The sequence below is a fragment of the Paramicrobacterium agarici genome (genome assembly GCF_002563955.1).
Lineage (GTDB): Bacteria > Actinomycetota > Actinomycetes > Actinomycetales > Microbacteriaceae > Paramicrobacterium > Paramicrobacterium agarici.
In genome coordinates, this window is the sequence record NZ_PDJE01000001.1 from 968216 (window position 1) to 980675 (window position 12460).

Genomic DNA, 12460 nt, shown 5'->3' on the forward strand with positions numbered 1-12460 from the left:
CTCGGCTTCGGAAGCGCGAACCTCTTATGCTGGACGCATGCCCGAGATCAGCCGAGACGACGTCGAGAAGCTCACGACAATGGCCATCGACCTCGCCCGCAACGGCGAGACGACAGAGCTGCTGGAGTTCTTCGACCACGGCCTGCCGCTCAACGTGCAAGACGCCAGCGGCAACACGGCGCTCATGATGGCGGCGTACCACGGCTACGCCGATGCCGTGCGCGGGCTCATCGACCGGGGCGCTGACGTCGACCTGCGCAACGGTCGCGACCAGTCGCCCATCGCCGGCGCCATCTTCAAGGGCGAAGACGAGATCGTCAGGATGCTGCTGGGCGCCGGAGCTGACCTCGACGCAGGCACGCCGCCCGCCCGTCTTGCCGCCGAGATGTTCGGCAAGAAGCACCTTCTGGAGCAGCAGAACTAAACGAACTCAGTCGCGACGGCGAGAGCCGCGTATGTGGGCTGAGCGCGACGGTCACACGAAAGAAGAACAGTTCCGGCGTCCTTCGCGGCGAGTCCAACGAGCCCATCGTAGACGGAGCCACCCGCGATATTGGCAGCCGCGATTGTCTTGAGCGCCGATGCGGCAGCGCGTGCTCCGAGCTGGTGTGTCGCCGGGAAATTCTCATCGATGACTCTGGCAGCAGTTCTCGCGCTCAACCGCTGTGCGCCGGGCAAACGCGTGAGCACGGAGTACGTCTCGAACGCGGCATGCCCCGACAAACCGAGGATGAGGCCGTGCGTTCGTTTCGAAATGCTGCCATGGAGCTCCGAACTCGCCAAAACAAGAGCGATCGCGGCGCTCGTGTCGAGCAGGATGTCAGCGTTGGTCGGCAACTCGAAGCTTTCGGATGTCATCTGCCGTCAGCGATGGTCCTTCAGCGGTGATGACGAGTCGGCCATCCTGCTCTTCGACGTTGTCTGCCGTGGGCATCTCGAGTCTGACTCCGGTGCCATCGACAACGATATCAATCGGACCAGGGCGAAATCCGAGAGAGTCTCGGATCGCGGCCGGAAGTACGACGCGTCCTGCCTTATCCATGGTTGACCGCATACCATTAACATACCACCTCAATGGTTGAGAGCTCGTTTGCGAGAGTGCTCCGTCGTCGTTGTGCTTTCAACGATGGAGCCCGTAGGATGCTCCTCATGTGTTCGTGCACGATCTACATTCGTATCCGCAGCCTCTAAGCGGCGGTTCGAAGACGTTCGCCGTCGCTCTTACGGTTCATTGCCGGAGCGGCCTCTTTGTGCTGCCCGGCTCCACCTCGAGCAGCGGAGCACGCGCATGCCACGAGCAGCATCCTTCGGCCGACACGAGAACGGCCAGAACTTTCTCGTCAACTCAGCAATCATTGACCGCATCGTCGCCCAGGTCGCATCCATCACCGGACCGATTCTCGAGATCGGGCCGGGCGGCGGCGCTCTCACGGTGCCCCTCGCCCGATTGAACCGTCCGCTCACGGCAATCGAGATCGACGCCCGTCGCGCCCGCGATCTCCAACGGCGACTCGAGGGCCGCGCGCGCGTCGTGCGGCAGGACTACCTGCATTACGCGCACCCGGCGACCCCGCACACGGTCGTCTCGAGCGTTCCCTTCCACCTCACAACCGCCATTCTGCGCAAGCTGCTGCGTGAGCCGGGCTGGACCCGCGCGACGCTGCTCGTGCAGTGGGAGGTTGCGCGTCGCCGGGCGGGCGTCGGCGGTGCCTCGCTTCTCACGGCGCAGTGGTGGCCCTGGTTCGACTTCGCGCTGCTGGAGCGCGTGCCCGCCCGGGCGTTTCGCCCCGTTCCGAGTGTGGACGGCGGCATCATAGTGATCAGCAGACGGGTGCTGGTGCCCGCGCGTGAGCGTGAGGCGTACCAGCGCTTTGTGCAGCGCGTCTTCTCGGGGCGCGGTCGAACTCTCGCCCAGGTCATTGCCGGAGCGACCTCGCTGAGTCCCCGCGAGGCCGAGAGCTGGATCGCTCGAACGGCTCCGAAGGCACGCCTGCCGAAGCAGCTGAGCGCGGCGAATTGGGTGGAACTGTGGACAGAGCACTCCGTCAGGAGTGGATCGTCTCGCCCCGCTCGAGCATCTCGACGAACGTCGCGGCGCGACGCTCACGCGTCTCGGCGCGCTTCGCCGTGACGATGCGAAACAGGATCGCGTATCGGTTCTGCCCTGAGAGCGTCGCGAAGAACTCCGCGGCCTTCGGGTTTGCCGCGAGCGCCGCCTCAAGCTCGGGCGGAACCTCGATCGAGGATGCCGGTGCGTAGGCAGCATCCCATCGCCCGTCTGCCTTGGCACGGTCGATCTCACGCTGTCCGGCGGGGCGCATTCGGCCCTCGGCGATCAGCCGCTCGACGCGATCACGGTTCACCTGCGACCAGGTGCTGCGCGGCCGCCTCGGCATGAACGATTGCAGAAAATGCGTGTCGTCGAGGCGGTTGCGCACGCCGTCGATCCACCCGTAGCAGAGTGCGCTCTCGAGTGCCTCGAGATTCGTCGGCCCCGGCTCGCCGCTGTTCTTTTTGGGAACGGCGAGCCTGACGCCGTCCGACGAGTCGTGGTTCTCGGCGAGCCACTGCTCCCAGGCCTCGGCCGATTGCATGTATACGATCGCTCGGTCGACCATGGTGCTCCTCACGTTCGGCGTCGTGGTGAGAGCATACGGGGCACCGCCGACGCGTGCACTATTTCGGAGATCTCGGCGCCGACTGAGGTCTGCGCTGCCGTGACCAGGAGTTTTGCGCGGCGGTGTACTGCGGCGTGTTCAGAATTCCGAAATACGTGCACGCGGGAGAACTCGCGCGTCGTCTTCTACTGCACCTCGCGCACGCGCAGATCGCGCGCGAGGTGATCACGCTGCTCGGTGACGAGACGCACGAGTGCGGCTGGAGCATCCACGTTGTCGGTCAGCCAGGCATCAACGGGCTCGAGCGACTCGCTCGCCGGAAACAGTCCGAGCACGAGGCGCCGCGCGATCTCGATGCTGCGCGTCTGCCAGGCAAGACGGATGCGGTCGAAGTACTCAGCGTCGTACTCGGCAATCATGTCGCGCCGCCCACCCGCGCGGAATCCGTCGATCGTGGCGTCGAGATGGTCGTTGGTGAGGCGCGTGTCTGTCCACGCCGAGCGCCACGCAGCATCCTTCACCTCTGCCTCCGGCCTGGAGGCGAGCGCCTTAACGTGCGCGGTCACGCCGCTGGCTGTGTTGTCGCGCTGAAGCTCGGCGTCGGCCTCGGCCGCGGTCGCATGGCCGGTCGCGGTCAGGGCTGTCAGCAGCATCCAGCGCAGGTCGGCGTCGAGCGCTAGACCGTCGGGGATGCGCCCTGAGCCGTCGAGCATTGCCGCGATATCAGCAGCGTGAGCGTCGTCGACGGTGGCGGCGGATGCTGTGGCACGCGCCCACGCGAGCTGCTCACCCGATCCGGGGCGCGACATGAAGACGGTGTTCCAGCAGATGTCGAGCCACATGCGGCGCTGCGCCGTCCGTTCGTCGTCGGCGACGTAGTGCTCGATGGCGAACGCCGCGTTTGCGAGCACGGAGCCGAGCAGGCCGACGTTGGTCTCGAGCGGAGCAAAGCTGCGCGCAATCGTGAGGTATCGCGCCGCGGGCAGCACCCCGTCGCGCGTGGCATTCCACAGGGCAGACCAGACGATGCCGCGCGCGAGCGGGTCGGTGAGGCGGTCGAGAAAGCCTTCGACGGTGGTGAGCGAGCGGTCGTCGAGGCGCACCTTCGCGTACGTCAGATCACCGTCGTTGAGAAGGGTGAGCGGGGCAGCGGCGAGTGACAGCGCGGTGCGGTCGCTCGAGATGTCGAGCTCGACGCTGTCGGTGCGCTCAAGCTGCATCGAATCGGTGAAGTCGTAGGCGGTGACGGCGAGGCGATGGGGGCGCGGCTGCTCGCCCGGAGCGACGGACTGGGTGACGACGCGGCGGCCGTCAGCATCCGTCTCGATGTCGAGTGTCGACACACCCGTTGTCTCGAGCCACGCGCGCGACCATGCTCGCACATCGCGTCCGGAGGTCTCTTCGAGCTGCACGAGCAGATCGTCGAGAGTCGTGTTGCCGAACGCGTGCGCGCGGAAGTACCGGCGTGCGCCCTCGAAGAAGGCGTCGCGCCCCACGAACGCGACGAGCTGTTTGAGCACCGCAGCGCCCTTGGCGTAGGTGATGCCGTCGAAGTTGAGCTTTGCCGCCTCGAGGTCGACGATGTCGGCGACGATCGGGTGCGTCGTTGGCAGCTGGTCCTGGGTGTACGCCCACGCCTTGCGCCGATTGGCGAACGTCACCCAGGCATCGGAGAACCGCGTTGCCTCGGCAGTGGCGAGCGAGCCCATGTAGTCGGCGAACGACTCCTTGAGCCAGAGGTCGTCCCACCAGCGCATGGTGACGAGATCGCCGAACCACATGTGGGCCATCTCGTGCAAGATGGTGCTGGCCCGGCCCTCGTGCTGCGCCTCCGTTGAGGCCCCGCGGAACACGTACTTCTCGGTGAACGTGACGAGTCCCGGATTCTCCATGGCGCCGAGGTTGTACTCGGGCACGAAGACCTGGTCGTACTTTCCCCACGGATACGCGTAGTCGAAAGCGTCGGTGAAGAAGCCGAGCCCCTGCTGCGTGACCTCGATGATCTCGTCGGCGTCGAGGTGCTCGGCGAGTGATGCGCGGCACAGCACGCCGAGCGGAATCGTCTGGCCTCCGCGTGTCCACTCGGCGTCGACGCGGTGGTACGGTCCGGCAACGATCGCCGTGATGTAGCTCGAGAGCGGCAGCGTCGGCGCGAACTCGACGGTCTGCGTCGCGGCCGAAGCCGTGCGCGGCTCTGTCGTGCCGACCGTCGCGTGCCCTGATTCGCCGGACTCCGTCGATGAGGTGCTCGACACGCTGGACTGGTTCGAGAGCACTTGCCAGCCGGCCGGAGCGTGCACCGTGAACGTGAAGCGCGCCTTCATATCGGGCTGCTCGAAGCACGCCATGACGCGTCGCGAATCGGCGGGCTCGTACTGCGTGTAGAGGTACGTCTCGCCGTCGACGGGGTCGACAAAGCGGTGCATGCCCTCGCCCGAGCGCGAGTACACGCCGCGCGCGACGATGGTGAGTGAATTGGATGCTGCCAGGCCAGCGACCTGGATGCGCGCGCCGTCGTACTGCACGGGAACGTCGACGCCGTTCAACGTGACGCTCTCGATGCTCTCGCCGATGAAGTCGACCCAGGTCGCGCCGCCGCGCTCGAGGTCGGCGTCGAACTCGAGCGTCGTCGTGGTGCCGAACGTCGTTGCGGCAGCATCCGGAGCCCGACGCAGGTCAAGCTCGACGTGCGCCCGGCGCAGTGTCAGCGCGGCCGAGCGTGCGGTGGTTTCAGAACGGGAGAGATTCGCAGAGGCGTTGGAACTCATGCCTCCATGTTTTCACGCGGGCCGCACACATCGGGGCGAGCGCTCGTGGGGCCGCCCACTGGGCCGTTGCCGCTGCGTGCTGCTCTCGCACCCGCAATAACACCGCTTTTCGGCAACAGCCCGCTGGCACGCGTCGAGACGTGGCGAGTTCGTGTGCGCACACCTGGATAGGCTGGGCGCGATGAACACCGCACGTTGTTATCCGTCGACGATCGCCGCACCGGTCGTGAACGAGATCGTCATCAAGAAGTCGCGGTTCATTGCCCACGTCGCTCCCGCTGCGTCGCCCGATGCTGCGGATGAGGTCATCGCGGGCATCAAGAAGCAGCACTGGGATGCTCGGCACAACTGCGTTGCGATGGTCACGGGACTGCTCGGCGACCAGGCGCGTTCGTCCGACGACGGGGAGCCGTCGGGCACCGCGGGCGTGCCGATGCTCGAGGTTCTTCGTCGCCGCGAGCTGACCGACCTGGTCGCCGTTGTCGCGAGATACTTCGGCGGCGTCAAACTCGGCGCGGGAGGGCTGATCCGCGCGTACTCGAGCGCGGTATCCGAAGCGCTCGATCGGGCCGTGCTGCTGCGCAGAGAGTCGCTGACCCGGGTGACGCTCGAGGTGGCGCACGCCGACGCGGGACGCATTGACAACGTGATGCGCGAGTGGGCCGCGCAGCACGGAGCACGATTCGGCGACCCGACGTACGGTGGCACGGTCGCATTTGAACTCTGGGTTCCGCCTGAGCAGCTTGAGCTGCTGCGGGCAGACGTCGCGGCGACTTCGGCTGGCGCGATCGTCCCTGTCGAGGGCGAACAGCGCATCATCGACGTTCGGTAGCGTCGCCCGGCCGGTGGCAGAATGTGCGAGGAAGCCCGATCGTGTGACGTCTGCGCGTCACGCATCGGCCGCGGCGGAGGAGGGTTCATGACAGAGACGTTCGCGAACACGGCGCTTCCCGTGCGCACCGAGCGGTTGACGCTTCGCAAGGCGACGGAGGCCGACACAGAAGCGGTGCGCAGCTATCGACAGCATTCGGACGTCAGCATGTGGATGCCGTCAGACGGTCTCGATGCCGATGCATTCCGAAGCCGATTCTGTGAGCCGGCCAAGCTTGACGGCAAGCTCGTGATCGAACGCGACGGTGCGATCATCGGCGACATCATGGTCGCGATCGCGGACGGCTGGGCGCAAGACGAGGTGCGGGAGCGCGCGCAGAACGTGCAGGCTGAACTGGGCTGGTGCCTTGCGCCGAGCGCGCAGGGGCGGGGTTTCGCACTCGAGGCGATGACCGAGGTGCTGCGCATCTGCTTTACCGATCTCGGGCTGCGCCGGGTGACAGCAGGATGCTTCGCCGACAATGAGCCGTCGTGGCGGCTGATGGAGCGGCTGCACATGCGTCGAGAGAACCACACGGTGCGCGAAAGCCTTCACCGCACGCTCGGCTGGCTCGACGGCTTCGAATACGCGCTGCTCGCCGACGAGTGGGCCGAGCGCACCGCCACGACTGACCCTCAGTAGTAGTACGGATCCGCAATCGCCGACGTCATCATGGCGATGAGCCAGAAGAGCGTGACCAGCACGATCAACGCGACGGTCACATATCCGGTGGCGAGCCCCGCAATCGCCTGACCTCGCCCGATGCCGTTCAGCTGCTTCGCTCGCGAGAGACCGATGTGCCCGAAGACGACGCCGAGTCCGGCTGGCACAAAGCCGAAGATCGCGGCGAAGAGTCCCAGAAACGGAATCGGAGTCCAGATGCCGATCACGATACCGACAATGCCGAGAATCATCGACGTCACGGCCATGCCGTTCGATGGCTGCGGCGTGTACTGCGGGTAGGGCGAGTACGGCTGCTGCTGGTACGGCTGGCCCTGCGGTGCGAAGCTCATACGTCAAGATTAGAGGAGCGCGCGGCGCGGCATCCGTTCTGATCCCCGTACTGGGGGCACAGAGATCGGGCGAAGGAACCTGAGTTCCTTCGCCCGATCGGCGGCTGACGAAAGACGATCATCCATTCGTAGCCGTGTGCGTGGTGATTAGCCCATCGACGGCGGCATCAGCACCGAGTCGATGAGGTACACGGTTGCGTTCGCCGTGTGCACGCCACCGCAGATGACGCTCGCGTCACCGACCATGAGATCGTCGCCGCTTCCGGTGACCTCGACGGTCTCGCCCTGCACGGTCTCGTGCTCGCCAGCGATCGCGTCAGGCGCGATCTGGCCAGGAACCACGTGGTAGGTCAGGATGCTCGTGAGCGTCTCTGCTCCCTCGGGGGTCTTCAGCATCTCGAGGGTTTCGGCATCGATCTTCGAGAACGCGTCATCGACAGGTGCGAACACGGTGAACTCGTCGCCGTTGAGCGTGTCGACGAGGTTCACGTCGGGGTTCAGCTCACCGGAGACAGCCGACACGAGCGTGGTCAGCATGGGGTTGTTGGATGCCGCAACCGCGACGGGATCCGACGACATGCCCTCGATCGACCCCGGGCCGTCGGGGACTTCTTCGGCGTACGCGGAGCAACCGGGGCCGACGAGATCTGCGGCAGGATCCGCCATCGACTCGTTCGATTCGCTCGACTCGCTCTCCTGCGGCGAAGACTGGCTCTGACTCGACTCGTCGTCACCCGACATGTCACTGCTGCTTGAGCAGCCCGCGAACGTCAGCGTTGCCGCAGCCGCGAGCGCGAGTGCAGCGAGTGCTTTTCGTGATGTGGTGCGCATGATCACTCCTTTGTCTGCCGCTGCCGGTCTGGAGCGGCTGGTTACATACGGGGTTCGGAACCCCGCCGGGAGCGGATTGGAAGTTTTTCGCAACCGGTGCTGACCAATCAGATGCGCCTTACGCTCCGAACTCCTCCAAACGCGTCAGGAGGACACCGTGCTGTCGATCATTCTCATCGGGTTTCTCGGAGGTCTCGTCACGGGAATCTCACCGTGCATTCTCCCCGTGCTGCCCGTCGTCTTCTTCTCGGGTGGTATGCAGTCGGGGAGGGGAGAGGATGCTGCGAAGGCGCCGTCGCGCTGGCGGCCGTTCGTCGTGATTCTCGGTCTCGTCGTGAGCTTCAGTCTTGTGACGCTTGTCGGCTCGCTGCTGCTCTCGCTGCTCGGGCTTCCGCAAGACGTGCTGCGGTGGGCGGGCATCGTCGTGCTCGTGCTCATCGGGGTCGGGCTCATGGTTCCGGCGTTCCAGCACCTTCTCGAGAAGCCCTTCTCACGCATTCCGCAAAAGGCTGTCGGCACCGACCGCGGTGGCTTTGGGCTCGGTCTGGCTCTCGGAGCTGTCTATGTTCCGTGCGCGGGCCCGGTGCTCGCCGCGATTACGGTCGCGGGGGCGACGGGACGCGTCGGCTGGGACACCGTCGCGCTCACGCTGTCGTTCGGCATCGGCGCGGCAATCCCGCTTCTGATCTTCGCGCTCGCCGGACGTGGTGTCGCCGAGCGAATCAAGGCGTTCCGGTCGCGCCAGCGCGGCATCCGCATCACTGGCGGAGCCCTCATGATCGCGCTCGCCGTCGGTCTCGTCTTCGATGTTCCCGCTCAGCTCCAGCGTCTGGTTCCCGACTACACGGCCACGCTTCAAGACCAGTTCGCGCAGTCCGACGAGGTGAGCGAAGCGCTCAACCTCGGCGGCCTCGTCAACGACGAGAACAAGCACCTCGACGAGTGCACGAACGGCGCTGACGAGCTGGAGTCGTGCGGTACCGCGCCGAGCCTCACCGGAATCACCGAGTGGTTCAACACCGATGGGAATCAGCCGCTCTCGCTCGACGAGCTGCGCGGCCGCGTCGTGCTCATCGACTTCTGGGCGTACTCGTGCATCAACTGCCAGCGTTCCATTCCGCACGTGACCGCGTGGTACGACGCATACAAAGATGCCGGGCTCACGGTCATCGGCGTGCACTCACCCGAGTACGCGTTCGAGAAAGACATCGGCAACGTGAAGGCCGGTGCCGAGAAGCTCGGCATCGGATACCCGGTTGCGATCGACAACTCGCTTTCGACGTGGACGAACTACCGTAACCGCTACTGGCCGGCGCACTACCTCATCGATGCTGAAGGCACTGTGCGGCACATCAAGTTCGGTGAGGGCGGCTACGACACAACCGAGAAGCTCATTCGACAGCTGCTCACAGACGCGACCCCCGATGTCGATCTGCCGGAGCCGACGGACGTCGCCGATACGACGCCCGACGGATCGCAGACGCCCGAGACTTTCCTCGGCACGACGAAGCAAGTGAACTTCGCGGGCGACGAAGCGTACTCCGCGAAGACCACGGACTTCTCCTTACCCGACGACCAGCCGAGCGACTCATTCGCGCTCGACGGCGCATGGGCCCTCGATACGAAGTCCATCTCTCCACGCGACGAGCAGGCGAGGATCCGGCTCGAATACACAGCATCCACCGTGAAGATGGTGCTCTCGGGAAGCGGAACGGTGACCGTGAAGCATTCCGATGGAACGACAGACAGCATCTCGGTCTCGGGTGTTCCGCGTGCATACGAGCTGGTGACCGACCATGAGGGCGCGGGCACCCTGACGGTGACGGTCAGCGCGGGTGTCGACGCCTATTCATTCACGTTCGGATAGCAGTGTCGGAACCGGCACGAGCGCGGGAGCATCTGCTCCCGCGCTCGTGCGCGTCGCGGTCTCGGCTGCTTCTGGTTTACGCCGTCTCGAAGACCATGATCGGATCGCTCGTGGGCTGCTCTGAACCGCCCTCGGGCTCGATCGTGATGCCGATCACGGTTCCCGGAGCGAACTCCCCGTCGAGAACGTGCCACGTCGTGTCGTGTGCGTCGGCGGCGAAGGTTCCGGCAGGCACGGCTCCGGCGTCGTCGATGTACCACGCCTCGTAGACCTTGCCCTCGGGTGCGTCGGGCAGGCCGTCCATGACGACCGCAGACAGCTCGAGGGCCGCCGACCACACGACAGTCGCCGTCGTGCCGTCTGCCTCGATGCTTGTGCGCTGCACATCGTCGGCGGCGTTGATCGCCGCGAGTTTGTCGGCAGCCTCGGATTGAGCAGTCACCGAGTTCCCGGTGACGAGGGATCCGACCGTGGCGCCTCCGGCGAAAATCAGGGCGGATGCTGCGACAGCAGCCACCGCGATCGCAGCAGGCCTCGTGTACCAGCGCCTCTGGGCGCGCTGCTCTGCGCGCGTCGGAAGAGTCGTGCGCGCGACAGCGTCCGTGTGACTGTCGTGCTGTGGCGTGCGCTCCTGCGCGGGCTCATCGGTCTCGGCGTCCGCCGGAGTGTCAACGGAAGCTGCTGGCGTCTGCTGCGGCAGATCGGCAATGGACGCCATGAGGCGCGACTTCATGTCGGAGGGCGGAGTGACCGGCGTCGTCGCCTGGCCAAGCTCGCGCGCCACGGCGTCGAAGCTTGCCTGCTCGGCCTGCAGCTCGGCGTCGTGCTCGAGGGCGCGCTCGTGCTGGGTACGCTCGTCGTTTGGCAGGGCGTCGAGGGCGTGCGCGGCTGCCGCGTCAGCATCCTTGTCGTGCGTCATGATGTCACCCCCAGCAGATCTCGAAGTCTGATCATTCCGTCTCGGAGGCGAGTCTTCACGGTTCCGATCGGAGCGTTGAGGCGCTCTGCGATCTCGCTTTGCGAGAACCCGCCGTAGTAGGCCAACGTTATCGCCTCGCGCTGGGAGTCTGACAGCTGCATAATCGCGCGATGCACGCGCTGGCTCTCGACGCGCGCATCGCCCTCTTCGGCGACGGGGTCGTACGCGATGTCGACGTCGCGCTTGGCGATTCGCTCATCGCGCTCTCGGCTCGACTGGGCCGAGCGAACACGGTCGACGGCGCGTCGATGCGCGAGAGTGAAGATCCAGCCAAGCGCGCTGCCGCGTGACGAATCGAAACGCGGTGCGGACTGCCAGAGTTCGAGAAATACCTCTTGCGTCACTTCTTCGGACTGCGCGTCGTCGACGAGAACTCGGCGCACAAGGCCGTGCACGCGCGCAGCGACAGCGTCGTAGAGATCGCCGAACGCCTGTTGATCACCAGTTGCGACCGCCGACAAGAGCACGGTGACGTCGTGAGGAGGCTCATCTCTCGATACTCGAGGTGCTCCGGTCTCCGCTGTCACAGGTGCCAGTATTGCACGCGCGGCGCGCAGTGCATGTGTGGTGACGCTATGCGTCACGGGCTCGGCAAGTGTGATCACGTCAGGGATTCGTTGCCGAACCCCTGACGGATTGGCTCAGCCTTTGACGACGTCGACGGTCACGGGGGTGGCGTTGGCGAACAGATCGAGCACGGGGCAGTGCGCGTCGACGGCCGCGTGCAGTTCGTCGTAGCGCTCCTGCGTCTCAGGGCCCGTCACGGTGATGGTCAGCCGAACGTCGTTGAAACCGGGGCGCACGGCGGCATCGACGCCGAAGAGTCCCTTGACGTTGAGGTTGCCTTCGGCTGTCGCTCGGATGTCGTCGACCTGAATGCCGAGGTTCTGTGCGTAGAGGCGGTAGACGACGATCTGACAGGAGATGAGGGCGCCGAGTGCGAACTCGACGGGGCTCGCGGCGATGTCGTCTCCCGCGAGTGCGGCTGGTTCGTCGACCGTGAATGTGTGCTTGCCTGCGGTGATCGTCGATGCCACCGACCCGGTGCCCTCTCCCGTGACGGTGTAGGTGAGGTTGGCGCTCGACGGTGCGTTCTGAATGCGCTCGCTCCATGCGGTGCCCGCGGATGTGAGGCGCTCGGCACGCTCCTCGGCGGAGACGGCGGGAATGGATGCTGGTGCAGCAGTGTCGGTGAGGGTCATGGCGTGTCCTTTCGTTGCGCTCAGGCTACGAATGCCGCGACGAGCCGCCAATACTCCGCCGTCATGCACCGTAATACGGCTGGCGAAACCGAACAGAAAAGGTGGTTCACGGACGATTCACGGGTTCTTTCTGCCGAAGTCTTGACGGAAAAATGACACTTCGCTTCGATGATGACAACCACCGAATGGGGACACCGGGCGGCCGATTGACGCAAGCGATCGGTATCGCCGAATGACACGCCCCGATCTCTCAGTCGTGCCGCGAAGTCGCGCGTGCCGACGATGCTGCGCATGCCCGCGCAGCGACTTCA

General features: G+C 65.5%; 14 protein-coding genes. 5 read left to right on the forward strand and 9 right to left on the reverse strand.

Annotated features, from left to right (window positions below; translation table 11 throughout):
• Positions 1-37 precede the first annotated feature (37 nt).
• Positions 38-424 (forward strand): ankyrin repeat domain-containing protein, encoded by a 387-nt coding sequence (locus ATJ78_RS04805; protein WP_098406562.1) that lies wholly within the window; start codon positions 38-40, stop codon positions 422-424.
• Here the strand turns inward: ATJ78_RS04805 and ATJ78_RS04810 are convergent.
• Positions 421-858, reverse strand: coding sequence for a PIN domain-containing protein (locus tag ATJ78_RS04810; protein WP_098406563.1), 438 nt, complete (start codon positions 856-858; stop codon positions 421-423). The two genes, ATJ78_RS04805 and ATJ78_RS04810, sit on opposite strands and share 4 nt — an antisense overlap.
• On the reverse strand, positions 821-1054 hold the full coding sequence (locus ATJ78_RS04815) for an AbrB/MazE/SpoVT family DNA-binding domain-containing protein (protein ID WP_245836207.1): 234 nt from the start codon (positions 1052-1054) through the stop codon (positions 821-823). The genes ATJ78_RS04810 and ATJ78_RS04815 overlap by 38 nt, the downstream gene beginning before the upstream one ends.
• Before the next feature lie 234 nt (positions 1055-1288).
• Here ATJ78_RS04815 and erm point away from each other — a divergent pair, with 234 nt between their 5' ends.
• Positions 1289-2131 carry a 23S ribosomal RNA methyltransferase Erm gene (gene erm / locus ATJ78_RS04820; RefSeq protein WP_098406565.1) on the forward strand — a complete coding sequence of 281 codons (843 nt, stop codon included), beginning with the start codon at positions 1289-1291 and terminating at the stop codon, positions 2129-2131.
• Here erm and ATJ78_RS04825 read toward each other — a convergent pair.
• Positions 2046-2618, reverse strand: a complete 573-nt coding sequence (locus ATJ78_RS04825; RefSeq protein ID WP_098406566.1) for a YdeI/OmpD-associated family protein — start codon at positions 2616-2618, stop codon at positions 2046-2048. The genes erm and ATJ78_RS04825 overlap by 86 nt on opposite strands.
• Before the next feature lie 185 nt (positions 2619-2803).
• Positions 2804-5386, reverse strand: a complete 2583-nt coding sequence (gene pepN / locus ATJ78_RS04830) for an aminopeptidase N (RefSeq protein WP_098406567.1) — start codon at positions 5384-5386, stop codon at positions 2804-2806.
• Between the two features lie 181 nt (positions 5387-5567).
• On the opposite strand from pepN, the gene ATJ78_RS04835 reads away from it, so the two are divergent.
• A complete protein-coding gene (locus tag ATJ78_RS04835) occupies positions 5568-6218 on the forward strand; it encodes an IMPACT family protein (protein ID WP_098406568.1) in 651 nt (216 codons plus the stop codon).
• An 87-nt stretch (positions 6219-6305) separates the two neighbouring features.
• Positions 6306-6899: a GNAT family N-acetyltransferase gene (locus ATJ78_RS04840; RefSeq protein ID WP_098406569.1), complete on the forward strand. Its 594-nt coding sequence runs from the start codon at positions 6306-6308 to the stop codon at positions 6897-6899.
• Here ATJ78_RS04840 and ATJ78_RS04845 read toward each other — a convergent pair.
• Both ATJ78_RS04845 and ATJ78_RS04850 read right to left on the reverse strand, forming a co-directional pair.
• Complete coding sequence (locus tag ATJ78_RS04845) at positions 6893-7270, reverse strand: DUF4190 domain-containing protein (protein WP_098406570.1); 378 nt, start codon at positions 7268-7270, stop codon at positions 6893-6895. The two genes, ATJ78_RS04840 and ATJ78_RS04845, sit on opposite strands and share 7 nt — an antisense overlap.
• 147 nt (positions 7271-7417) lie before the next feature.
• The gene (locus tag ATJ78_RS04850; protein WP_098406571.1) at positions 7418-8101 is read right to left on the reverse strand and encodes a fasciclin domain-containing protein; all 684 of its coding nucleotides are present in this window, start codon (positions 8099-8101) and stop codon (positions 7418-7420) included.
• A gap of 157 nt (positions 8102-8258) precedes the next feature.
• Here ATJ78_RS04850 and ATJ78_RS04855 point away from each other — a divergent pair, with 157 nt between their 5' ends.
• Positions 8259-9968 carry a cytochrome c biogenesis protein DipZ gene (locus tag ATJ78_RS04855; RefSeq protein ID WP_098406572.1) on the forward strand — a complete coding sequence of 570 codons (1710 nt, stop codon included), beginning with the start codon at positions 8259-8261 and terminating at the stop codon, positions 9966-9968.
• A gap of 76 nt (positions 9969-10044) precedes the next feature.
• On the opposite strand, the gene ATJ78_RS04860 is transcribed toward ATJ78_RS04855, so the two are convergent.
• From ATJ78_RS04860 to ATJ78_RS04870, 3 genes are all read right to left on the reverse strand, one after another.
• Entirely contained in the window at positions 10045-10887 is an 843-nt protein-coding gene (locus ATJ78_RS04860) for an anti-sigma factor (protein WP_098406573.1), read from the reverse strand.
• Positions 10884-11474 carry an ECF RNA polymerase sigma factor SigK gene (gene sigK / locus ATJ78_RS04865; protein WP_098409207.1) on the reverse strand — a complete coding sequence of 197 codons (591 nt, stop codon included), beginning with the start codon at positions 11472-11474 and terminating at the stop codon, positions 10884-10886. Before sigK ends, ATJ78_RS04860 begins: the two co-directional genes overlap by 4 nt.
• Positions 11475-11588: 114 nt before the next feature.
• Complete coding sequence (locus tag ATJ78_RS04870; protein ID WP_098406574.1) at positions 11589-12149, reverse strand: OsmC family protein; 561 nt, start codon at positions 12147-12149, stop codon at positions 11589-11591.
• Between the last annotated feature and the right edge of the window lie 311 nt (positions 12150-12460).

Bases quoted from the DNA above. Each gene is read 5' to 3' on its own strand.
- ATJ78_RS04845 (WP_098406570.1), bottom strand. From the start codon at position 7,270: ATGAGCTTCGCACCGCAGGGCCAGCCGTACCAGCAGCAGCCGTACTCG.
- ATJ78_RS04840 (WP_098406569.1), top strand. From the start codon at position 6,306: ATGACAGAGACGTTCGCGAACACGGCGCTTCCCGTGCGCACCGAGCGG.
- ATJ78_RS04850 (WP_098406571.1), bottom strand. From the start codon at position 8,101: ATGCGCACCACATCACGAAAAGCACTCGCTGCACTCGCGCTCGCGGCT.
- ATJ78_RS04810 (WP_098406563.1), bottom strand. From the start codon at position 858: ATGACATCCGAAAGCTTCGAGTTGCCGACCAACGCTGACATCCTGCTC.
- pepN (WP_098406567.1), bottom strand. From the start codon at position 5,386: ATGAGTTCCAACGCCTCTGCGAATCTCTCCCGTTCTGAAACCACCGCA.
- ATJ78_RS04825 (WP_098406566.1), bottom strand. From the start codon at position 2,618: ATGGTCGACCGAGCGATCGTATACATGCAATCGGCCGAGGCCTGGGAG.
- ATJ78_RS04805 (WP_098406562.1), top strand. From the start codon at position 38: ATGCCCGAGATCAGCCGAGACGACGTCGAGAAGCTCACGACAATGGCC.
- ATJ78_RS04860 (WP_098406573.1), bottom strand. From the start codon at position 10,887: ATGACGCACGACAAGGATGCTGACGCGGCAGCCGCGCACGCCCTCGAC.
- ATJ78_RS04870 (WP_098406574.1), bottom strand. From the start codon at position 12,149: ATGACCCTCACCGACACTGCTGCACCAGCATCCATTCCCGCCGTCTCC.
- ATJ78_RS04835 (WP_098406568.1), top strand. From the start codon at position 5,568: ATGAACACCGCACGTTGTTATCCGTCGACGATCGCCGCACCGGTCGTG.
- ATJ78_RS04815 (WP_245836207.1), bottom strand. From the start codon at position 1,054: ATGCGGTCAACCATGGATAAGGCAGGACGCGTCGTACTTCCGGCCGCG.
- erm (WP_098406565.1), top strand. From the start codon at position 1,289: ATGCCACGAGCAGCATCCTTCGGCCGACACGAGAACGGCCAGAACTTT.